The organism is Thermostichus sp. OS-CIW-20 (genome assembly GCF_054061455.1).
Map to the genome: position 1 here is coordinate 1 of NZ_JBSSEF010000008.1, position 22249 is coordinate 22249.

General features: G+C 61.2%; 20 protein-coding genes and 1 pseudogene. 8 read left to right on the forward strand and 13 right to left on the reverse strand.

Translation table 11 applies throughout. The features are described 5' to 3' along the window. Positions 1–165: pseudogene (locus tag ACVWXC_RS04885) on the forward strand (RNA-guided endonuclease InsQ/TnpB family protein); the annotation flags it as partial. On the opposite strand, the gene ACVWXC_RS04890 reads toward ACVWXC_RS04885, so the two are convergent. The 5 genes from ACVWXC_RS04890 to ACVWXC_RS04910 form a co-directional block, all read right to left on the reverse strand. After that, a complete protein-coding gene (locus ACVWXC_RS04890) occupies positions 157–519 on the reverse strand; it encodes a DUF4388 domain-containing protein (protein WP_457391424.1) in 363 nt (120 codons plus the stop codon). The pseudogene ACVWXC_RS04885 and the gene ACVWXC_RS04890 overlap by 9 nt on opposite strands. Positions 520–797: 278 nt before the next feature. Continuing rightward, positions 798–3284 carry a heavy metal translocating P-type ATPase gene (locus ACVWXC_RS04895; protein ID WP_457391426.1) on the reverse strand — a complete coding sequence of 829 codons (2487 nt, stop codon included), beginning with the start codon at positions 3282–3284 and terminating at the stop codon, positions 798–800. Between the two features lie 155 nt (positions 3285–3439). Beyond that, complete coding sequence (locus ACVWXC_RS04900) at positions 3440–3709, reverse strand: hypothetical protein (RefSeq protein WP_099812671.1); 270 nt, start codon at positions 3707–3709, stop codon at positions 3440–3442. A 12-nt stretch (positions 3710–3721) separates the two neighbouring features. Continuing rightward, entirely contained in the window at positions 3722–5017 is a 1296-nt protein-coding gene (fabF, locus tag ACVWXC_RS04905) for a beta-ketoacyl-ACP synthase II (protein ID WP_457391429.1), read from the reverse strand. A gap of 67 nt (positions 5018–5084) precedes the next feature. Continuing rightward, positions 5085–5330, reverse strand: a complete 246-nt coding sequence (locus ACVWXC_RS04910; protein WP_011431644.1) for an acyl carrier protein — start codon at positions 5328–5330, stop codon at positions 5085–5087. A gap of 231 nt (positions 5331–5561) precedes the next feature. On the opposite strand from ACVWXC_RS04910, the gene rpsF reads away from it, so the two are divergent. The 4 genes from rpsF to ACVWXC_RS04930 all read left to right on the forward strand — a co-directional run bounded on the left by rpsF (position 5562) and on the right by ACVWXC_RS04930 (position 7735). Continuing rightward, positions 5562–5852, forward strand: a complete 291-nt coding sequence (gene rpsF / locus ACVWXC_RS04915; RefSeq protein ID WP_011431645.1) for a 30S ribosomal protein S6 — start codon at positions 5562–5564, stop codon at positions 5850–5852. Positions 5853–5934: 82 nt separating this feature from the next. Then, positions 5935–6333, forward strand: a complete 399-nt coding sequence (locus ACVWXC_RS04920; RefSeq protein ID WP_099812668.1) for a single-stranded DNA-binding protein — start codon at positions 5935–5937, stop codon at positions 6331–6333. A 26-nt stretch (positions 6334–6359) separates the two neighbouring features. After that, positions 6360–6989, forward strand: coding sequence for a M14 family zinc carboxypeptidase (locus ACVWXC_RS04925; protein WP_457391434.1), 630 nt, complete (start codon positions 6360–6362; stop codon positions 6987–6989). Positions 6990–7201: 212 nt separating this feature from the next. Continuing rightward, positions 7202–7735 (forward strand): universal stress protein, encoded by a 534-nt coding sequence (locus tag ACVWXC_RS04930; protein WP_457391435.1) that lies wholly within the window; start codon positions 7202–7204, stop codon positions 7733–7735. Between the two features lie 20 nt (positions 7736–7755). Here the strand turns inward: ACVWXC_RS04930 and ACVWXC_RS04935 are convergent, their stop codons facing one another. The 5 genes from ACVWXC_RS04935 to purM form a co-directional block, all read right to left on the reverse strand. After that, on the reverse strand, positions 7756–9177 hold the full coding sequence (locus ACVWXC_RS04935) for a DUF4340 domain-containing protein (protein WP_099884425.1): 1422 nt from the start codon (positions 9175–9177) through the stop codon (positions 7756–7758). Positions 9178–9194: 17 nt separating this feature from the next. Next, complete coding sequence (locus ACVWXC_RS04940) at positions 9195–10763, reverse strand: GldG family protein (protein WP_011431650.1); 1569 nt, start codon at positions 10761–10763, stop codon at positions 9195–9197. Positions 10764–10787: 24 nt separating this feature from the next. Next, positions 10788–11573 carry an ABC transporter permease gene (locus ACVWXC_RS04945; RefSeq protein WP_011431651.1) on the reverse strand — a complete coding sequence of 262 codons (786 nt, stop codon included), beginning with the start codon at positions 11571–11573 and terminating at the stop codon, positions 10788–10790. Next, positions 11570–12580 (reverse strand): ABC transporter ATP-binding protein, encoded by a 1011-nt coding sequence (locus tag ACVWXC_RS04950; RefSeq protein ID WP_457391438.1) that lies wholly within the window; start codon positions 12578–12580, stop codon positions 11570–11572. Before ACVWXC_RS04950 ends, ACVWXC_RS04945 begins: the two co-directional genes overlap by 4 nt. A gap of 202 nt (positions 12581–12782) precedes the next feature. Beyond that, a complete protein-coding gene (gene purM, locus ACVWXC_RS04955; protein ID WP_457391440.1) occupies positions 12783–13838 on the reverse strand; it encodes a phosphoribosylformylglycinamidine cyclo-ligase in 1056 nt (351 codons plus the stop codon). A 145-nt stretch (positions 13839–13983) separates the two neighbouring features. Between purM and ACVWXC_RS04960 the strand changes: the two genes are divergently transcribed. Beyond that, positions 13984–15087, forward strand: coding sequence for a septal ring lytic transglycosylase RlpA family protein (locus tag ACVWXC_RS04960; RefSeq protein WP_099812662.1), 1104 nt, complete (start codon positions 13984–13986; stop codon positions 15085–15087). On the opposite strand, the gene ACVWXC_RS04965 is transcribed toward ACVWXC_RS04960, so the two are convergent. From ACVWXC_RS04965 to ACVWXC_RS04975, 3 genes are all read right to left on the reverse strand, one after another. Further along, complete coding sequence (locus ACVWXC_RS04965; protein ID WP_011431655.1) at positions 15088–16110, reverse strand: response regulator; 1023 nt, start codon at positions 16108–16110, stop codon at positions 15088–15090. 11 nt (positions 16111–16121) lie between these two features. Next, complete coding sequence (locus tag ACVWXC_RS04970; RefSeq protein WP_457391443.1) at positions 16122–19154, reverse strand: PAS domain S-box protein; 3033 nt, start codon at positions 19152–19154, stop codon at positions 16122–16124. A gap of 195 nt (positions 19155–19349) precedes the next feature. Further along, on the reverse strand, positions 19350–20348 hold the full coding sequence (locus ACVWXC_RS04975; RefSeq protein ID WP_099884625.1) for a ribose-phosphate pyrophosphokinase: 999 nt from the start codon (positions 20346–20348) through the stop codon (positions 19350–19352). A 132-nt stretch (positions 20349–20480) separates the two neighbouring features. On the opposite strand from ACVWXC_RS04975, the gene ACVWXC_RS04980 reads away from it, so the two are divergent. Together ACVWXC_RS04980 and ACVWXC_RS04985 are read left to right on the forward strand one after the other, a co-directional pair. Then, on the forward strand, positions 20481–20813 hold the full coding sequence (locus tag ACVWXC_RS04980; protein ID WP_457391445.1) for an NINE protein: 333 nt from the start codon (positions 20481–20483) through the stop codon (positions 20811–20813). Between the two features lie 14 nt (positions 20814–20827). Further along, on the forward strand, positions 20828–22246 hold the full coding sequence (locus ACVWXC_RS04985) for a hypothetical protein (protein WP_240531035.1): 1419 nt from the start codon (positions 20828–20830) through the stop codon (positions 22244–22246). Positions 22247–22249: the final 3 nt, after the last annotated feature.

The following is a 22249-nucleotide window of genomic DNA, read 5'->3' on the forward strand; positions in this document are numbered from 1 at the left end:
CAAGGCGCTCTGGGTGTTATGCTCAGGGCTTTGCGGGATACCGCCTTTCTGTTTGGACTCCGTCCGAGTAGCGCGGTCGCGTCAGCGTCGCGTAGTGACAACGGAAACGGACAGAATGCTATCGCTTCACCGCTGAGCAGTAATGCTCAGCAGTGTTCAGCGTAAATGTATCAGGCTGTAAAGCCCCACCTGCAGTTGATAGCGAAAGAGCTTGGCCAAAGCTGCAGGGGAAATAAACCCCTGCAGCTGCAAGCAAAGGCCCAGAGGCTCCTGCAAGCTGCAGAGGGAGGCCAAATCTGCCACGACTTGCTGGCTGACCAGGTTTAAGCGCACCAGCAAGCGCTCCAACTGATGCTCTTCTTGGGGAGACAAGGCCGCCACCACTCGCCCCTGATACAGCCAAACTCGATAAATGCCATTGGGCCCCCAAATGGAGAGTTGGCCTGTTTTCTTTCCTTTTTCCATCAAATGCAACAGCTCGGCTAGGGAAAATTCCTGAAGATCTCCAAGCATTGCCATGTCTCTGCCCTCTCTCCAACTTTCGGATCTGACTTTTTCAGTATTTTCACGGTTTTTCCCTTGCTACGCAAGGTACAAAATGAGGCAGCTTTGGGCCAGCGCAAGCCTCACTTTACATTTGGCTTTTCAAAAGTCAAAGCTAATTAATTTCCTTGATTGAACTTAATCGAGATCGCTGCTTCCTAGGCCTGAGCAGGGCAAAAGTTGTGGCAGAAGTCAGTAAAACTTCGGAAATAGAAACAGATAGTAGGCGGAATATTGGTTGTCTTTAACACTTTTTAATTTTGCTCGTCAGGGGATCCACCACTTATAAAAGTTCTCCTGAGAAGGAGTGAATTGAAGATTACACTGAGGGAGCTGAAGGCCATGAGGCCGCCGGCCAGGGCGGGGCTGAGGCCGATGCCGAAGCTGAGCAGGAGCGCACCGGCAGCCACCGGGATCCCGACCCAGTTGTAGGCGAAGGCCCAGAGGAGGTTTTGCTGGATCTTGCGGAAGGTGGCGCGGCTGAGACGGATGGCTTCCACGACGTCCCAGAGGCGGTTGCGCATGAGGATGATATCGGCAGTCTCGAGGGCGGCAGCGGTGGCAGAGTGCAGAGCCATGCCCACGTCAGCTTGGGCCAGGGCGGGGGTGTCGTTGATGCCATCACCCACCATGGCGACTCTTTGACCCTGGGCCTGCAGATCTCGGATAACCTGAGCTTTGTCTGCCGGCTGCACCTCGGCGATGACGCGGATCCCTGGCACCTGCAAGGCCTGGGCCACCTGCTGGGCCACCTCGGTTCGGTCGCCGGTTAGCAGGACTACCTGCAGGCCCATTTGCCGAAGCCGTTGCAGCGTTGCCCGGGCGTCGGGCCGCAAGGGATCCTGGGCCGCCAACAGCCCCACCAGGGATCCCGCCACGGCCACCCCCACCACCGTTTTGCCAGCTTGTAGCAGCGCCTGGGCTTGGGCCTGCGCTTGCGGGGAAATCGGGATCCCTAGGGCGGCCAGCCCCTCTAAGGAGGCCAAGATGACCTCTTGCCCTTCCACCCGCGCCGAGGCCCCCAGGCCTGGCTGAGTGTAAAACTTGTCGGCAGAGAGCAGGGGTAGTCCTCGCTCGCGGAGGGCCCCCAAAATGGCCTGGGCCAGGGGATGGCGGGTGCCGCTTTCCACCGTGGCCGCCAGTTGCAGCAGCCGAGCCGGATCCAGAGAGGGGTCGAGGGCCAGGCAATCTGTTAGGTGCGGATCCCCCTGGGTGAGGGTGCCGGTTTTGTCGAAGACAACCGTTTGCAGGCGGTGGGTTTTCTCCAGGACATCGCCGCCGCGGATGAGCAGCCCCCGCTCCGCGCCCAGGCCGGTGCCCACCAGAATGGCCGTCGGCGTCGCCAATCCGAGGGCACAGGGGCAGGCCACCACCAGCACCGAGATGGCCAGCTTAAGGCTGAGGAGCAGAGGGGTGGGGTGGGGCGGGTGATCCGCCAGGTGCAGAGGGGAGTGAAGGCCGACCCCCCTCAGGAGCTCGCTGCCCCACAAGGGGATCCCAACCCAGTACCAGAAGGCGAAGGTGAGAAGGGCCAGCACCACCACCCCGTAGGTGAAGTAGCCGGCCACCCGGTCGGCCAGGCCCTGGATGGGGGCCTTGCGGGCCTGGGCTTCTTCCACCAAGCGGATGATCTGGGCCAGGGTGGTGTCTTTGCCGGTGCGCGTAGCTTGGCACAGCAGCAGCCCCGATTGGTTGACCGTCCCGGCCACAACCGGATCCCCTGGCTGTTTGAGCACGGGTAGGGATTCCCCGGTGAGCATGCCCTCGTCCACCGTGGCCTGGCCGGCAATTACTTCCCCATCCACCGGGATCTGCTCGCCAGCCCGCACCTGCAGCCAGTCTCCCACCTGCACCTGTTCCACGGGGCACTGCTCTGCCGCCAGCTCGCCTTTGCTCAGGTCTTCGGCTGGGGATCCTGACCGTTGAGAGGGTCGGACTCGCCAAGCAACGCTGGGGCGCAGGCTGAGCAGCGATTGCAAACTGCTGGCCGCCCGCAGACGGCTCTGCTGTTCCAGGGCCCGCCCCAGCAGGATGAAGCTGAGCAGCATCACCGGCTCTTCAAAGAAGCACTCCCAGCCCACCTGCGGGGCCAGCAACCCCACCAGACTGGCCAGGTAGGCGGATCCGGATCCCAGGGTGACTAGCGTGTTCATGTTGGGGGCCAGCCGCCGCGCCGCCCGCCAGCCGTCCAGGACAAGGCCGCGGGCCGGGCCGACAAAGGTCAGCGTCGCCAACCCCCAGTGCAGCCAGACGTCGTTGAGGACGGGCAGGCCCAGGCGGGCAAAAAGATCCAGGTGTCCAGCGGCAGAAATGAGCAGCAAAAAAACGGCGGTGAGGGCCTGGCGAAGGTGGTCTTGGGCTTGCCGCCGTTGCCGCGCGAGGGGATCCGCAGGCGCGTCCAGGGCATTGTCCCATCCGTCGGGGGAAGGAGCCTGAGCTTGGGGAAAATCGCCCCTGCCGGCGGCGCAAGAGCTGGGAAACCCTGCATCCGTCAAGATCCGGGCCAAATGCTCGGGATCAGGCTGGATCCCAGGGGCAAGTTCCACAAGAGCTGATTCGGTAACCAGGTTAACGCTGGCTTTGACCACCCCCGGCTGATTCAGCAGGGTCTGCTCGACGACCCGAACACAGCCGGCGCAGCTCATGCCCCCAACATGGAGCAGCAGGGATCCCTTTCCAGGCTCTTCCTGAGAGGACGGCTGAGCTATCCGCTCGGGGAACTTCGCATCCGCAGTAGCCATCTCCAATGCCTAGCGGGTCAACACAACTTTTCCCTCACCCCCAGCTCCCTCCCCCAGGGAGAGGGGGGAGCAGCTCCGCGGCAATTGGCAGCGAGCTTGGAGATAAGGAGATACCCCCTATCCTAGCCTTGGCACCCCAGGCCTCTACGAATCTCTTATCCTCGTTGAACCCGCCGCTCAAACTCCTCGCGGGTGGCATCCACCAGTTGCACTGCCTCTGGATAGAGCTGCGGATGGTTTTGCTTTAGCCAACTCAGCAGCCGCGCCAACTGGGCGGCGCAGAGATCCAGATCGGCCTGAAAAATCACTGCCGCCGCCATGTGCTGGGCGTATTCAGGGGGATGGCCCTGCTGCGTCAGCTCCGCCGTCAAGGCGGCCAGGGCCTGCTGGCGAACAGAGGGGGCGGAGCCTTCAGAAGTGGACATGGGCAGGATCCCTTAGTTGGAAGAGTAGCGGCGCAGGGCCAGGGTCACGTTGTGCCCCCCAAACCCGAAGGCATTGACCAGGGCCACGTCAACGGCCATCTGCCGTGCCCTGTGGGGGACAAAGTCCAGCCCCTCGCACTCGGGGTCGGGGTTATCCAAGTTGAGGGTGGGGGGAACCCAGCCGTGGTGGATGGCCAGGGCCGTCGCCACGGTGGCAACGCCGCCTGCTCCCCCCAACAAATGGCCCGTCATGGACTTGGTGGCGCTGATGGCCAGGCGAGGGGCGTGCTCCCCGAAAACTGCCCTGATGGCTTGCACCTCGGCTACATCCCCCACCGGTGTGCTGGTGGCATGGGCATTGATGTGCTGCACCTGGTCAGGCTGGATCCCGGCATCTTTAAGGGCTAGCCGCATCGCACGGGCGGCACCTTCGCCAGCGGGGGCGGGATTGGTGATGTGGTGGGCGTCGCAGGTGAGGCCGTAGCCGACGATCTCGGCATAGATCTTGGCGCCGCGAGATCGGGCGTGTTCCAACTCCTCCAGCAGCAGGATCCCCGCCCCTTCCCCCATGACAAAGCCATCCCGATCCCGGTCAAAGGGCCGACAGGCCTGCTCGGGGGCGTCGTTGCGGGTGGAAAGAGCCTTCATGGCGCTGAACCCCGCCACCGAGAGGGGAGTCACTGCCGCTTCTGTGCCCCCCGTAATGGCCACCTGCACTTCCCCCCGCTGGATGAGCCGGAAGGCATCGCCGATGGCGTTGGAGCCAGAAGCACAGGCCGTCACCGTACAGGAGTTAGGCCCCTTGGCGCCAAAGCGAATGGCCACGTGGCCTGCTGCCATGTTGGCGATCATCATCGGCACCATGAAGGGGCTACAGCGATCCGGCCCCTTTTGCAGGTAGATGGTCTGCTGCTCTTCCAAAACCCGGATGCCGCCGATGCCGGTGCCCAAGATCACCCCCACCTGCTCAGCGTTGAGATCGGTAATGCGAAATTGGGCATCCTCCAGCGCCTGTTGGGTGGCGGCCAGGGCCAGATGGACAAAGCGATCGGTGCGCTTGACGTCCTTGCGATCCAGGTAGTCGAGGGGATCAAACCCCTTCACCTCCCCGGCAATGCGGCACTCGTGGCGAGAGGCATCGAAGTGGGTAATTGGCCCAATACCAGAGCGGCCTGCCAGCAAGCTCTGCCAGAACTCGCCAGGAGAATTGCCAAGGGGGGTTATCGCCCCTAGCCCCGTGATGACAACACGGCGATGGAAGTTGGATGGGATGGACATAGGAGCGGCGGCAGGATCCACGACAACCATGAGCAGTTTCGACCCGGTACCCTCCGGTTAGAAGGAAGGCAAGCCGGCAGAATTGCCCTCTCCCAGGCTAGGCAGCTTTCTTAGAGAGGATGTAGTTGACGGCATCCTGCACAGTGGCAATGCCCTCCGCATCTTCATCGGGGATTTCCAGATCGAACTCCTCCTCGAAGGCCATGACCAGCTCCACCGTATCGAGGCTGTCGGCTCCTAGGTCGTTCTGGAAATTAGCTTCCAGGGTTACTTTGTCGTCCTCTACGCCTAGTTGATCGGACACGATCTTGCGAACACGGCTGTAAACTTCATCTGCGCTCATGCTTGGAACCCTAGATATCGATCGACTGAGAGTGTCTTGGCTAAGCCAACCGGCAGCTATCGAAGTATCCCCTATTGTATCGGACAACGGATCCCCTCTTGTGAAGAGGCTTGCTTTTGTCGCTGCAGAGGGGTGGAGAATTGAGCTGTGGCCCTTTTCGATTGTCGCAAAGAGAAGCTAGGATAGCCTACTGCACCTTTTGATTTGGATTCCCAAGGAGAACTGGCTTCCATGCCCCGCGCCTATGAGACAATGCTGATCGTGCGCCCCGACCTCTCGGACGAACCCTTGCAACAACTCCTCACCGAGCAGGAATCGCTCCTACGAGAAAACGGGGCAACTGGCCTGGAAATTACCAACAGAGGCAAGCGCCGCTTTGCCGGGTTTGAGATGAAGAAGTTCAAGGAAGGCCTCTACATCCAGTTCAACTACGAGGCCGAGCCAAGGACAGTGGCCACCTGGGAGAAAAATCTGCGCATCAACGAGAGCATCCTGCGCTACATGACTCTGCGCGTGAACTAGGTTGACGGGATCCGGGTCTGGAGGCATGGTAAAGGTAGTTGAGCTGCCTTCTTTTAACGCCCCAATAGACAGTGGCTCTGTCATGAACTCGATTGTCTTGATGGGGGAAGTGGCCAGCGAGCCGGAGCTGCGCTACACTCCCGACAACCTGGCCGTTACCTCACTGGTGCTGCGCTTTCCCAGCTTGCGCCCGGAGGAGCCACCGTACCAAGTGCGGGTTGCCTTTTTTGGAGAGCTGGCCCAGCGGGTGGTGGACACCTGCCGCGTGGGGGATCAGATCACGGTGGAGGGCCAACTGCACATGAATGTGGTGGAGCGGGATGGGCGTAAGGAAAAGTTGGCCGAGATCACCGCGCGTCGCGTCCACCAACTGGGATCGGCGCGGGTTCTCTCTCTGACGGGGATGGGTGAGTCTGCAACTGTGGACTCCTCTGAAGGAGGGGGGGCTTCCCCAGCGGAGCCGGACGATATTCCGTTCTAGCGGTGCAAGTTTTGCTGGGATCCCCTATGTTGCCAAGACTGGGCGCCGGTGAGCCCTTGGCATCTCTGCAAGTGATCGGCCACTCGGTGCAGGGGCGTCCCATTTACCTTTGGCAGCTCACCCAAGGGATCCGCTCCTTGCTGCTGCTCGGCGGGGTACACGGGGATGAGGTGGAGGGCTATGCCCTGATCGAGCGCTATGTGGCTTCTGGGAAATGGGGATCCCTGGCCGGGAAAGCGACCCTATGGGCGATCCCACGCCTGAACCCGGATGGCTGTGCCCTAGGGCAACGGCTCAATGCCAACGGCGTCGATCTCAACCGCAATCTGCCCACGCAAGATTGGATCGCGGCTTCTTTGGAAGCTCGCTATCCGCCGGGAGCGGCCCCAGGCTCCGAGCCGGAGACACAAGCGTTGTTGGCGAGTTTGGCCCAGATTCGACCCCGATTTGTCCTTTCTACCCACCCCTGCCAGAACGATCCCTACGTGAACTACAATGGCCCTGCCCTTGAGCTGGCTCAGGTGATGGCTGCTCGCAACGGCCTGCCGGTAACCGACGACATCGGCTATCCCACCCCTGGCTCTTTGGGCACCTGGGCGGGGCAGGAACGGCGGATCCCCACCCTGACGCTGGAACTGCTGCGCAGGCGGTGTTAGAGTGGACAGCCCAGGAGGATGAGTTCTGACCTGTGTCAAGATCTCTGAACTTTCATTGCCAATCCGACAGGTCATCCGAGATGCCCGCGGTTTTCTCGCCCAGTTCTTTTACAACACAGATAGATGAGGGCAAAGAAAAAAGGAACTTGGAGTCGAAACCGAAGTCAAGCCTTGTCTTTTGCCCATCTGTTAGCCATTTGGAGGAAGTCGGTATGTTCAGCAGGATTTTGGTGGCGGTGGATCGGTCAGAGCTGAGCCAGGGAGTGTTTCAAAAGGCCGTCCAACTGGCCAAGGCCATGCAGGCCGAGATGATGATCCTCCATGTTTTGTCCCAGGAAGAGCCCGGTGCCCCAGAGCCGCCCATGATCTTGGGGGTGGATTACAGCTCCACCATCAGCGCTGAGCTGTGGCAGTCTTATCGGGAGCAGTGTGCCATCTTCGAGCAAAACCAGATGGACTACCTGCGCTCGCTGGTGGAGAAAGCCGCTGAGCAGGGAGTTCGCGCCGAGTACCGCCTCAACTACGGCAACCCCGGTCGGGTCATCTGCGACTTGGCCCGCTCCTGGAAAGCCGACCTCATCGTGGTGGGTCGCCGTGGCTACTCTGGGCTGAGCGAGCTATTTTTGGGCAGCGTCAGCAACTACGTGCTCCACCGGGCCCCCTGCTCGGTGTTGACGATCCAGGGCGAGGCTCTGAAAAAAGCAGCCTCAGCCAAAGAAGAGACAACCACCGCCTCTGCCAGCTAAGAAAAGCCCGCCGGCCACCGCTAGGAGCCTGAGGAAGACCCTCCCCGTTGGTCCCTTGTCTCCTCCGCTTTGCCCTCCAGCAAGCGGTTCACTTCGGTTTCCACGCTGTTGAAGGTGCTGAGGTCGATGACGGCAATATCCGGCTGATAGCTGCTTTGTACATAGGCACGCAGGCCGGCAGACGTCAAGCTCAACCTCAAGGGATCCCGACCGTCCTCGCCCTTGGCCTCAAAGGTCAGCTTCAGATCTGGCTCGGCCAAGGCTTTTTGGGCGTCTGGATCCGTCTCCGGCAGGAACTCCTTGGCGCGGGCGGCATTGAGGCTGGAGAAGAGGGAGCTGAGGTTGACCGGCTGGCCCGGTTGCTCCGGATTTTCCCAGCGCAGATCCAGGGATCCCTTCTCCTGGGGCAGAGGATTGAGGGTAACCCGCTCCCCTTGGGATTCCAGGGTAACTGGGCCCACCTGGTTGGGGTTGAGGCGGGCGATGCGGTGATCCCGCAGCTCCTCGAAGTCGGAGCGGAGAATGTCGGCGGTGCTGGTGAGGAGGGTGGCCACCGCCGGGTGCTCGGAGGTGATGACGTACACCTGGCCCTCTTTTTCCGCTCCCAAGGCCACAGTCAGGGTCTTGCCATCCTTGAGCTCAACGGTTAGCTGGGCAGAAGGCTTCTCCAGACCATAAGGAGCCAGCTCCGCTTTGGTTTCAGCCGGAAACTCCACCGCTTGCAGGCGAGACAACGTATTGAGCAGACGGTCGACGTTCAGGTCATCGGCAGGCAGCTCGCGGGGCTCGACGATCTGCCACGTATTTTCTTGTCGCTCCAAGCGAACGACCTCTGGCTCTGCCTCGGCCAACTGCACCTGCAGAGACTTCACCGCCGCTGTGTCAAAGCGCAGCAGAGTTTTGTCCCGCAAAGCCAGCAGAGAAGGCAAGAGGGATCCCTTCTGGGTGCTGGCCAAGAGCACCACCTCTCCCCCTTCTGGCCTGGCGTAGAAGCCGGAGCCGTCGAAGTTGTCGTTGCCAATGTCCAGGCGGTAGGGATCCCCCTCTTGGGGGAAGAGGGCGATCTGGTGGCGCGGCTTATCTAGGCCGAAGGCCGCCAAATCCTCAGCCCCTTCCAGCGTGATTTGAGGCGTGAGGCGGGAGAAGCTGTTGAGCAACTGCTCCACCGGGAAGTCCAGCGCCGCCGACTGGATGGGACGGATAATGCGCCAACGGGATCCCTCTTCTGCCTCAGGAGTGCGCTCCAAAAGGATTTCCTCCGGTTCCCCCTCTTGCTGCTGGCGAATCTCGATGCGGGCAATGGTGTCGGGGGCAAAGTGGAAAAGCCGCGCCCGCTCCGCTTGCTGCTGCTGGCGCAGTTGCTGGAAGTTGTCAAAGAGGAAATACCCCAGCAGAGCAGCCACTGCCAAGCCCAAGAGAATCCAGGTGCTGCGCTTGAACATGCTCGTCCTCCTTGGCCCTATCGTCTTTGCCACCAGAGCACGGCCCCCGATCCCAACGCCACCAGCGGCAGGAGCACCGTCGATCCCAGCACCAGCCAGCGGAAGTTCTGGCCGGTCACGGCAAGACGGCGGTCGGTGATGGATTTGGGGCGAATGGAGATCTGTTCGGTTCGCTCAGTGAGCCAGTTGAGGGTGTTGAGGAAGAGATCGCGGTTCCCCTGCTGCCTCAGGTTGCCGTCGAGGGCAAAGTTGACGTTGCCGATCACCACCAGCCGAGCCTCGGTCGGCCCCTCCTGGGATTCTGAGGTCTTCTGATCGCCTTTCACCTGGCGGGTCAGGGCTACGCCCAGGGTCAGGGGGCCGGGCTTGTCTTGATCCGGGTCAAATTGCAGCGGGCCGGCCTCTAGGTTGGGGCTGGTCTCTCCCCAGCTCTGCGGGCTGGTGCGCAGCAGAGGCGTGGCCTGGATCCCTTCGCGGACCTCAGTGTCTACAGAACGGGCCAGGGGGAAGAGGGTCATCAGCCGCTGTTCTGCCAGGGGAGCGGTGATGGGGTGATCCCCGTAGGTGGTAACCAGGGCCACCGCCGGCCCCGTGCCCAAAAGCTGGCTGACGCTGCTCACCTCAATGATGAAGTCATCCCCCAAAACCACGCCCCACTCCTCCAGCAAGGGATCCAGGCCGGCATCCACCCGTGGCCCAATCAAGAGCAGCAGCCGCCCCCCTTTGGCCAGGTAGTCCTGCAGCTTCTCCACCTCGCCGGGGAAGAGAGCCCGCTGCGGCCCTGCCAAGACCAACACATCCGCCTCCTCTGGGATCTGCGACTGCACCAGGTTCAGCGGCTCCACCCGGTAGCCCTCCTGGCCGAGGGCTGCCACCGCCTGGGCCAGGGTTGGGGTGCCCTCGCGAGCTTCCAGGCTCACCTCCCCATGCCCCTGTACAAAATAGGCCACCACTTCGCCGCGGTTAACCACCTTGGCCAGCACAGGGGTGAGCTTACTCTCCAGCTCAGGGGCGGGCGGCTGGGGCAGTTGTTGGCGGTTATTGCCCGATTCGACCACCAGAGTGTTATTTTGGGTAACCTGCAGCCGCTGGACAGTGAGGGGATCGCGGTTGGGATCCACAAACTCAAACTGGAAGCGCTCGGGGTTGAGGCGGCGGTAGCGCTCCAGCTGTTCCCGCAGGTTGGGATCGGGGGCGGTGGTGACCACCCAGACTTTCATTGGCTGGGCCAGCCCTTGCACCAATTGCCGCGTCTGGGGGGAGAGGGTAAACAGCCCCTCTTCCGTGAGATCCAGGCGCAGGTCGTAGCGCACCGCCACGACGTTGAGCAACACCAAGATCACGGCCATCGCCGCCGCCGCCACCAGGATGTTGGCGTTGGTCTGGGTGGAGCGCAGGCCCAGGAACAGGCTCACTTCCTTCCGGTGGGTGAGGCCCCAAACCACCACCAGGGCCAAGCCCGTGGCCATCAGGCTCAGGGGCACCGCCGTCCAGCCGGTGAGGGCAGCTCCCACCAGCAGGCCGATGGCCACGACGCCAAGGCCGACGATCCCCGTCCAATCTGCCAATGCCTGCCAAGCTTTCATCACCGCACTCCTCCCAACGCAACCCTAGCTCTGCTGCCAGCGCAGGCTTTCCACCGATTGCACCGTGGCAAACAGCCCCAGCACGATGATGCTGAGGAAAAGGACAACACTGCTGCTGCTGAGGATCCCTTGCACCCAGTTGCTGTACTGCTGCAGCAGCGAGACATGCCTCAGAGTGGCGGCAATCCAGTTGCTCTCCTGGCCGGCTGCCGCGTCGATGACCCAGAGCAGCAGGATCAGCCCAAAGGTAGCCACCGCCGCAATAAGGGTGCTGTCGGTCAGGGAAGAGATGAACAACCCCAGGGCCATGACGCTGCCGGCCAGCAGAGCAAGCCCCACATAGCCCATCAGGGTCAGGCGGTAGTCCACTGCTGGGTTGGCGCTACTCAGCACCAGCACGTGGTAGACCAGCGGCGGCAGCAGCAGCGTGATGAAAAACACCCAGACCGCCAGCCACTTGCCCAGGGCCACCTCTAGGTTGGTGATGGGGGAAGTGGCTAAGAGCTCCATGGTGCCCCGCCGCCGCTCCTCGGCGTAGGAGCTCATGGTAAAGATGGGCAATAAAAATAAGGAAAGCGTGCCCAGCAGATTGAGAAACTGCTGCGACAGGATGGTGGCGGCATCAAAAGGGTTCTCTTGGCCAAACTGGGCAAAGAGATCCACCTGCTGCGAGAAGTTGATCACCCGCACCAAGATGTTGACGAAGAAAAACCCCGCCAGTCCCCAGAACACCGCCGCCACCACGTAGGCAATGGGGGAGGTGAAGTAGCCGCGCAGCTCTTTGCGAAAAATGGCAACCACGCCGTTCATGCCGCTTCCTCCAACGCGCCTTCGGATCCCTCTTGGGTAGTGAGCTGCAGGAAAATCTCCTCCAAAGAAGCCTGGGGACGGCCGATCTCGTAGAGGTCGATCCCCGCCTGTACCAGGGCCCTGGCCACCTCCGGGATCCAGCCTTCTGCAGAAACATGGCTCTTCAGGTGCACCTGCCAGCGAGGGGGATCGGATCCCAGGGCCTGCAAGCTCACCACCTCCACCTGGGGCAGGTTCTGCAGGGCCGCTCGGATGGCCGTTTCCTCAGGAGCGCCCACCACCAGCTTCGCCTGCTGCCGATCCTGAAGCTGGGCCGTCAGCTCGGCGGGCGTGCCAATGGCCGCCACCTGGCCGCGGTTGATGATCACCACCCGGTCGCAGGTCATGCTTACCTCCGGCAGGATGTGGGTGGAGAGGATGATGGTGTGCTCTCCTGCCAGGCTCTTGATGAGGTTGCGCACCTCGATAATTTGCTTGGGATCCAGCCCAATCGTGGGCTCGTCCAGGATGATCACCGGCGGGTCGTGCACCAGGGCCTGGGCCAGGCCCACCCGCTGCTTGTACCCCTTGGAGAGCTTGCGGATCAAGGTGTGGCGCCTGTCTTCCAGACTGCAGCGGCGGATCACCTCGTCCACCCGTCGCGGCCGATCCCCGGCGCTGACCCGTTTGATCTGGGCGACAAAGTCCAGGTAGCTCTCCACCGTCATGTCCGGGTAGAGGGGCGGGTTTTCTGGCAGGTAGCCGATGCGCTGCCGCACCGCCATAGGGTTTTCATGCACATCGAACCCGGCCACCCGCGCCGTCCCCTCGCTGGCAGGCAAATAGCCAGCCAAAATGCGCATAGAAGTGGTTTTGCCGGCGCCGTTGGGCCCCAGAAACCCCATGATCTCGCCGGCGTTGACCTGGAAAGAGATGTCGCGGATGGCCGTAAAGCTGCCGTAGGTTTTGCTCAGATGTTCCACTTCGATGGCAGCCTTGGTTGCAGGAGCAGTGGATAAACCTGTCATCGGCGGCTCCTAACCTAGAGGGTCAGCGGGAGTTGGCCAACAGCCCAAGTCCGGAGATGGGAAAGCGCGCAGCCCTTCTCTTGTGAAATAGGCGGAGGTTGAGAGCAACAGAGGCAGCAGCGCCGAGGCCATCAGCAAACTTAGCACAGCAGCGGCAGGGATCCGCAAACACAGCCAGCTCCTTCCCCCCTTTGGTGGGGACTCAAGGTACCAAGGATCCCCACTCCTCCAGCCCCAAGACCCGGCTCTCCCCTGGGCGGGCCGGCACCACCTCGCCAATGGGAAAGGCTTCGGGGAGCAGGGATCTCAGCCGATTTTCCGCCTCAGGAGGGATCACCAGCACATAGCCTACCCCCAGGTTGAAGGTGTTGAACATCTCCAAGGTCTCCACTTGGCCTTGCTCCTGCAGCCAGAGAAACTCCGGTGGGATGGGCCAACTGTGGGGCTCTAGCCGCGCCGCCTGCTCCGGAGCCAAACAGCGGGGCAAGTTTTCTGGGATGCCGCCGCCGGTGATGTGGGCCATGCCGTGGAGGGGGATCCCTGCTGCCTGCAGCCGCTGCACTGCCTGGACATAGATGCGGGTGGGAGTGAGAAAGACCTCCGCCAAAGGCCGATCCCAGCCAGGGGGTTGGTGATCCCAAGGCCAGCCCCGCTCGGCCACAATGCGCCGCACCAGGCTAAAGCCGTTGCTGTGCAACCCGCTGCTGGGCAAGGCCCACAACCGATCCCCAAGCTGCACCCGCGAGCTGTCGAGAACGTCTGCCCTCTCGACGATCCCGACGCAAAAACCCGCCAGGTCGTACTTGCCGGGCGGGTAAAACCCCGGCATCTCTGCCGTCTCCCCCCCCAGGAGTTGGCAGCCGGCCTCCTGGCAGCCCTCCAAGATGCCGTCGATCACCTGCCAAAGCGCTTCCGGCTCCAGCTTGCCGGTGGCAATGTAGTCCAGGAAAAACAGCGGCCTGGCCCCCACCGTCAGCACATCGTTGACACACATGGCCACCAGGTCGATGCCCACGCCGCGGTGCTGCCCCCACTGCTGGGCGATCTCCAGCTTGGTGCCCACTCCATCAGTGCCGGCAACCAGAACCGGGGCCCGGTAGCCCGCCGGTAGCTCCAACAAGCCGGCAAAGCCGCCAATGCCGCCCAAGGTTCCTGAAGAACCTGAAGACTGAGCTTGAGAGCCTTCAATGCGCTCCCGGATCCCCTTGACAAAAGCGCGTCCGAGTTCAATGTCAACCCCTGCTGAGCGGTAGTCCAAGATGCCGAAAATCCTTATGCTGACGGGACTTGGGCTTTTGCCCTTGGCCGGGCAAGCTTGTCAACTTCGAAACCTATGGTACATTAATTTCTGTTTTACTGTCGCATTGGACGTTGTACAGGAGTTTCGAGAGGAGCGCGGCCTCATGCGAAATTGGAAGCGGCTTGGACAGGGACTGGCTCCCGCCCGCCAAGTGGGCTTGGTCGGCTGTCTCTGTGTTACGGCCTTCAGCTTGCCGGCAGGTATGTTGGGCAGCCCAACCTCGCGGGCGCAAGCCTCAACTCGCAGCGGCTCCCCTAGTGCCAGAGCAACCCAGCTATCCCCCAAAACCCACTCCCTCTCCCCGGCAACTGACCTTGTCTCTCCCCCCCAACCCAACGCTCCCCCGCCAGCCAAACTCGGCACCTTGAACCCCCAACACTCGCAGTCTCTTTCCCTGGCTCGCCGGGCAATCCCTTCTCGGCCAATGGAAGAGCCCATCCTCAAGATCGGCGAACAGCAGCAGTCGTCCAGCCAGCCTGTCTCCACCCTCTACGACTACCAGATGGACGGGCGGCAGGTGGTCACCGTCTACGTTCGGGATCTCCCCGTTGTCAGCTTTGTCGAGCAGCCCGGGTTGGAGTCGCCGCTGCTGCGGGCCAGCTCCCTCGTGGCCCGGCTCAACCAAATGGCCCAGGGATCCCTGAAGGACACGACCATTACTCTGGCTTGGGCAGAGCCCCAATCCGGGGATCCCCTCTACGCGGTTCGGGTAAACGACGAGGAATTGCTGCGCATCGACGAAGGAGTGCTGCTGCTGGATAACCAACGCCCGGTGGATACAGCGGTTTTGGCTGCCAATCGTCTGCGCCGTCTGCTGCTGGATGCCCCTCCTCTTGCCCCTTCGGCCCTGCCCCAGCCGGCCACCCTGACTGCCGCCAAAGCCACCGCTGCCCGCCGATCAGAAACTCAGGCCCAGGCGCAACCGGACTCTGTCCGAGTGGTCGGGCCTGTGCAAGAAGGGATCGCCTCCTGGTATGACCTGCACCCCACCCGCCACGAGATGACAGCTGCCCATCCCACCCTCCCCTTCGGCACCGAGGTGCGGGTAACCAACCTGGACAACGGGCGCCAGGCTGTCGTGCGCATCAACGATCGCGGCCCCTTCATCCCCGGTCGGATCATCGACCTTTCCCTGCGGGCGGCGGAGGCCCTGGGGATGGTGCGCTCAGGGCTGGCGCCGGTGCGCCTGGAAGTCGTGCAGCGCTAGCTAAGGCACGGGCGAAAAGCGCTTGGAATCGGGCGAGTAGTGCCAAGCAATGCCGTCCGGATCCCGGCTGCGGCTCCACTCGGGAAACCCACTCTTGAACTTCCAGTAGGTGATGGCGGAGACCACCACCCCCAGCCGCTCTGCCAACTGAGTTTGGTTGAGGGGGCGCAGCGTCGCCCGCGGCACTGTAATCGCCTCCTCGGCAGCGGCAGGGCTGGGCGGCGGGGCAGGACAGGCCGCCGCTGCGGGGGGCTCGGAGAGGGTAGCCGTAGCTGTGGCTGGCGGCTTCTCCCCTTCTAGCAGGCGACTCCGGCTGGGCTCCTGGGCCCGCAACAAGCTAAACTGGCTCAGCAGGCCGACATTTTCCAGGTTTAGCAAATCTTCCAGGTTAGAAGTCTGATGAATCAGTTCCAGCTCGCGGTGAAACTCTTCCTCCAGCACCCGTAGGTAGTGCTGCCGCTTCTGCTCCGACTCTGCCTCCTTGAGCAATCCTAGGGCAAACTTGAGGTTCGAGAGGGGCTCACTCAGATCTTGCAAGAACTTCTTGAACAAAGTGCCCTTGACCTCTGCAAACTGCTGCAACTGCTGCAGCTTCTGTCGCAGCTCCTCCAGCCTTTTCTCCTCCAGCCTGCGGCTTTCTAGGCTCTGCCGGTGGTTGTGCAAGGCAATTTCGATGGCGGTGTAGAGCTCCCGCTCTTTGAAAGGTTTGATGATGTAGCCAAAAGGCTGTGTCTCCTTAACGCGAGAGAGAGTGTCCTCATCAGCGTAGGCCGTCAGGTGCACCACCGGAATGTTGAAGCGCTCGGCGATCCGCTTGGCGGCTTCAATACCGTCGAGATCCCCTTTCAAAACGATGTCCATCAAGACCAAGTCCACCGACATTTCCTCCAGCCATCGGATCGCTTCTTCGCCAGAGGACGCGATGGCCGGCACCGCATAGCCAAATTTTTTCAGGACGTTGGCGATATCCTTGGCGATGATCTTCTCGTCTTCGACAACCAGAATGCTGCCTTTGGCAAGCATGGGAACTTTCTTCAAGGCTGGCTCCTCGGAAAGGTAATGATGAAAGTGGTACCCGACTTGTTTCTCAATTCTATCTTGCCCTGGAGCTGATCGGTGAGAGTTGCAACCAGTTGTAAACCCAAAGATTGAGTTTCCTTGAAATCGAAGTTGCTGGGCAGGCCAATGCCGTTGTCAGAGACGCGCAACTGAGTATAAGTACGGGTTTGCTTAAAGTGGACGTCGATCTGGCCGCTGCGGCCTTTGGGAAAGGCGTATTTGAGGCTGTTGGTGACCAGCTCGTTGATGATCAGGCCACACAAAACTGCCTCATCGAGGTTGAGGCGGATCCCTTCGGCGCGGATGCTGGCGCGAATGATCTCGGGGTTCACGCCGTAGGAGTGGAAAAGATTAGAAATTAAATTGTGGAGGTACTGCCTCAAATCCACAGCAGCCAGGTTGTTGGACTGGTACAGGCCCTCGTGGATCAAAGACATCGCCTGAATGCGGCTGCCGGCGTCCTTAAAAACGCGGGCATACTTGTGGCTTTTGATTTGATCCGCCTGGAGCCGCAGCAGGCTGGAGATGATTTGCAGGTTATTTTTGACGCGGTGGTGGATCTCCCGCAGCAGAATCTCTTTTTCCTGCAGGGCCGCCTGAATCTGCAGCTCCGCCCGTTTTTCTTCGGTAATGTCTTCAGAGATGCCGATGATGAAGAGGTTTTTGCCTTCGGGATCCCGCACTGCTGAGACTGCCAGGCGACACCAAACCACCTTGCCGCTGCGGTGGATATAGCGTTTTTCCAGGTGGTAGCGATCCCGTTGGCCGTTCAAAACTTCCTGGAAGAGTCGCCAATCTTCCTCGAGGTCGTCCGGGTGGGTGAGGTCGCAGAAGCTCTTGTTGACCAATTCGGCGCCGCTGTAGCCAAGGATCTCTTCCAGGGCGGGGTTCACCTTGAGGTAACGGCCCTGCCTATCGACGATGGAAATGCCCAGGGCCGACTGCTCAAAGATGCCCCGCAAACTCAGCTCGCTTCGGCGAAGGGCTGCCTCGGCTTGCTTGCGCTCGGTAATGTCCAAAATTTGGCTGAGAAAGTAGCTGGGATCCCCTTGGGCGGTGCGCACCAGGGTGATGCGGAGAAGGGCATAGACAATTTGCCCGTTCTTGTGAATGTAGCGTTGCTCCTGTTCGCAGTGGTGCACCTCGCCGGCCAGCAGGCGGTTGGTGCTCTCCAAGGTGACGGCGATGTCGTCGGGATGGGTGATGTCGAGGACGGTTTTCCCCTCGAGATCTTCTAGGGTGTAGCCCAGGGTTTCGGTAAAGGCGGCGTTGATTTGAAAATAGGTGCCATCCAGGTGGGTCATGGCCTTGGCGATGGGGGACCACTCAAAGGATTGGCGGAAGCGTTCTTCGCTTTCTTTGAGGGCCACTTCTGCCTCGACGCGGGCGCTGATGTCGATCACCTGGTTGAGAAACTGGGTGGGCTGGCCGGCTCCATCGGTAAGCAGGGCGGCCTGGAACAGCACATGGACAACTTGGCCGGAACGGTGGATGTAGCGAATCTGCCGCTGGCTGATGGAGACTTTGCGTGTCAAGAGAGCCTCGTTAGCCGCCAGCAGTTGGTTGACATCGTCGGGGTGGAGGATGTCCAGTTGTTGCCGACGCTGCAACTCTTCGGGGGTGTAGCCGACGATCTGGGCAAAGGCCTCGTTGACCTGGATAAATCGCCCCTGCAGATCCACCAGAGCAATGCCGTTGGGAGCCAGCTCAAAGATCTGCCGGAAATGATTGGCGCTCTGTTGCCAGGCTTGCTCTATACGACGACGTTCGGCTTCCAGTTGCTTGGACTCGGTGATGTCTTCGGCGATCCCTGCCACCCGGTAGACCTTGCCCTCTTTGTCGAGGATGGGAAAGGTGCGTTCTCGCAGCCAGAGGAGGCGGCCATCGGGGCGGCAGAGGCGAAAAACCACATCGGTGGGTTGGCCCTGAAGTTGGGCTTGAAAAATGGCGGGGAACAGCCAGCGATCGTCAGGGTGAATGCGGCGCATCCAGGCCTGGGGATTGGCGTAGGCCTCTGCAGGGGAAAGGCCCCAAATGGCTTCACAGGCGGGGCTGACGTAAATCAGCTCTTTGCCGCAGAGCGTTGAAATCCAAAACAGTTGCTGGCTGTTCTCAGCCAGTTGCAAAAAACGATGTTCGCTCTCTCTGCGGGCTTCTTCCAGTTGCTGTTGCCGTTCTTTAAGCTGGCGGGAGGCTGTAATATCGGTAACAAACCCTTCAAAATAGAGGGGCTCCCCCTGCTCGTTGTACAGGGCGCGGGCGTTTAAAGAAATCCAGATTTTTTTGCCGTCCTTGCGGCAGACCTGCTGCTCCGCGTGCACGACCTGGCCTTCCTTCAGCATGCGCTGTACGAACTCAGATCGCTGCTCTGGATCGCCGTAGATCTGAGTGCCGATATCGGAGACGTGGCGCATCAAATCTTCCGGGGATTCGTAGCCGAAAATATGGGCCAGAGCCGGGTTGGCCACGAGATATTTCCCTTCTGGAGTGGTTTGAAAAATCCCTTCGACGGCGTTCTCGAAGATCGGCTGGTAGCGGGCGGCGGTGCTGCGGCTGTGCTGCAGTTGCGTCTGGAGCTGCTCGAGGGCTTGTCGCTGCTCCTGGGCCTGGAGCAGGATGTGTCGCAGGCTAAGGGCGATGAGGTCGATCTGTCCCCGTTCGGGGAGGCTCAGTTGGCGGGGGCGCTCCCCCAGCAGGTAAAGTGTTGCCAGCCGCCTCCCTCCCTCATCCAGCAGGGGAAAGGCTTCCTGAAAGGGCCAAGATCCGCCGATGGGGTTGGGCGGCTCGTTGCCGGGGATCTGCTGGGGGTTGGGGTAGAGGATCCCTTTTGCAGGCGAGTCGGAATGGGATCCCGGCTGGACCAGTTCTAGATAGACCCAGGGTACGTTCAGCAGTTGCCCCAGCAATTGCAACAGCGGGTACAGCGCCGCAGCGGACTCTGTCTTCAGTTCAGTTGGAAGGGACAGCTCTTCCCTGGCGGCGGCCTGCCCGGCAACACAACCGTTCACAACGGATCTTGGTGACCTAGAAATGGGAGGCGACATGGGAAAAACTCGGCTGGGAAGCTAGCTCTACCCAGTCCATCAGGATAGATGGGGGGTACCTGTTGAGTTGGTCTTCACAGGGCAAAAAGCAAGGGATCCCCTCCAGGTACGCCCGTTCTGCACCCCCTATCTATACTTTAGCGATGCTCTGGAGAAACTTTAGTGAAACATGCTGCTGACGGAGCTGTCTTCGTGAATGCGCCAGATCGCTTCTCCCAGCACGCTCGCCACCGAGAGGACGGTTAAGCCTGGAAAATGCCGCTCTGGAGGGATGGGGATGGTGTTGGTGACGATCACCTCTTCAAACAGCCCGCCCTGCAGGCGTTCGATGGCGGGATCGGAAAAGACCGGGTGAATGGCGCAAGCGTAAACCGCCTTGGCTCCCGACTTGCGCAGCAACTTTGCCCCTTCGGAAATGGTGCCCGCCGTATCGATCATGTCATCCACAAGGATGGCGATTTTACCGCGCACATCGCCAATGAGGTTCATGACTTCCACGTCGTTGTGGGCCTGGCGGCGCTTGTCGATAATCGCCAGCGGGGCTTCCTTGAGTTTTTTGGCAAAGGCGCGAGCCCGCGCTACTCCCCCTACATCGGGAGAGACGACCACAATATCCTCGTCGAGCAGGCCTTTTTCTTTGAGGTAGGCCTGCAGAACCGGCTGGGCATAGACGTGGTCGAGGGGGATGTCGAAGTAGCCCTGGATCTGGGCCGAGTGGAGATCCATGGCCAGCACCCGGTGGGCTCCCGCCTGGGTGATCATGTTGGCCACCAGCTTGGCGGTGATGGCTTCCCGTCCGGCGGTTTTGCGGTCGGCGCGGGCGTAGCCGTAGTAGGGCAAGACGGCGGTGATCTGGCGGGCCGAGGCGCGGCGGCAGGCGTCGATGATCACCAACAGCTCCATCAGGTGATCGTTGACCGGGCGGCAGGTGGGCTGCACCAAGTAGACATCGGCACCCCGGATCGACTCCTGGATTTGGATGTACAGTTCCCCATCGGCAAAGCGCTTGCGCAGTATCGGGCCCAGATCCAAGCCCAAATATCGAGCTACCTCCTGGGCCAGGGCGGGATTGGCACTGCCGGAAAATATCTTAAGCCGGTTGCTCTCAGAAACAGGCGGCAGGGGGGAGGGGCGAAGAAAAGGGGCAGAGCGAACCACAGATCGGTATTGAACTCGTCCGTAGCTAGCGCCCAAAGGCACGCTCCGTTATCGTAGCATTAGCTTTTCCCACCTCAGCAACTGGGTTTTCAGAGTTTTATTTCTTCATACTAATCCCCAGGGAATGCAGCGATGGGCTCCCAAGATACCGTTTCGGGATCCCGGCAGCAGGTCTTGCGGGGGTTGCAAGCCTGGCTGGAGCTGGGTTTGCTGACGACAGAGCAATTTCGCCATCTGGTGGAGCAGTATCGGCTGGAGCGCCAAGCGGAGGAGGAAGAGCGGAAGGCAGCAGCAGTCTCTCCCGGCAACGGGATCCCGGCCAGCCTGGGCTCGGCCTACGTGCTCTGGATCTTGGGTTTGTTCGGCCTTTGCGGCCTGCACCGTTTTTACCTGCGCCGCTGGCGCACAGGGCTGCTCTGGCTGCTGACTTTTGGGCTGTTGGGGATCGGTCAGCTCTTGACTTGATTTGGATCCCGCAGATGGTGCGGGAAAGAAACGCTCGCTTGGCCGGCTCTGGGGTTGTCGCGCCGGGAGAAGAGCCCCAACCTGTTCGCGCTGGCGGGACGGAGTCCTTGACCGGCGAGCCCTCCTCTCCCCCGGAGATGGCTGTATTGTTGCGCAACTTGCTGTCTGAGCTGAGCGTGGCTTGGCTGCTGCTTTTGGGCCTGTTTTTGGTGGTGGTGTCTTCGGGGGTGCTGGCGGCCAGCCTCTGGGAAGAGTTTTCCCCGACAGCTCAGTACGGGGTGCTCTTGGCCTATACGGCGGCGTTTGGGGTGGGGGCGGGGCGGCAGGAAGGGCTGCGTCTGACAGGCCAAACCCTGGAGGCTATTGCCCTGCTGCTGCTGCCGATCAACATGTGGGCGCTGGACGGGCTGGGGATCCCGTGGGGGATCCGGGTTGTTGCCTTGGGGTTACTCATAGGGATCCCCTTGGCGGTTTGGCGACGGGCTCGCTTGCTGGGGGTGGGTTCCGCTTTCTACGAGACATTGGCCCATTTTTTGGCTCTCTCCAGCTTGCACCTCTTCTGGAGCCTGGGGCCGTCGGAGTTTCGTCCTACTGTTGTTCTCGGGATCCTCTATCTGGGGGTTGTCGGCGCGGTGGCCTACACCTGGAGCCGCCGCTTGCTGCAATGGCGGGGAGCGAGGCTGTGGCCAATCGGGGCGGCTGGATCCCTGTTGATCTGGCGGGGGTTGCTCTCGGGGCAGGTGCAGGTGTCGCAGTTGGGGTTGGGCGGTTCCCTCTTGCTTTTGAGCTTTCCCCATCCGGCAATTCGCTTTTGGCATTTGCTGTTGAGTACTGGCATCCTGGCCTGGTGGCTACAGCAGAAGTCCGGGGTTGGCAATGGGTGGGTGTTCCTGACCCATGCCTACTGGCTGGGGGCGCTTCTGGCCGGGATCCTCTGGCTTGGGCCTGACTCAAGCCTGTCTGCTTGGGGGGGTATCCTGCTGCTGCTGGGCTTGCTGCAATGGGCGGGACGGGTGGCGCTGGGCGGGCGGTTGTCGGCACCGGCAGGACAGAGATTGCGGCTGTGGCAGCAGAGTGCCGTTCGCGGTAGCGGGACGGAGTCCTTTGGCATGGGGCTGGTGCTGCTGGGATCCAGCTACCTCGTGTTTTTGGCGCAGGGCGCGGAGTCCATTGGCTGGCTGTGGCTGGCGGTGCCCTTGGTTTTGAACCCACGGGCAACTGTGGGCAGGGTTTTGGCTGGTGGGGCTGGGCTTGGCTTTGGGAGTACTGGGTCTGGCGCTGCGGGTGCGGGCCTACCTGTGGGCGGGCACCCTAGGCTTTGGCCTGGGCGTCTTGCGGCAGGGATGGCTGTTGATAACGACTTACCCGCTGCTGCTGTGGGGCATGGGCATCCTGCTGGGCCTGCTTCTGATTTGGACGGCAGCCAATTTTGAGCG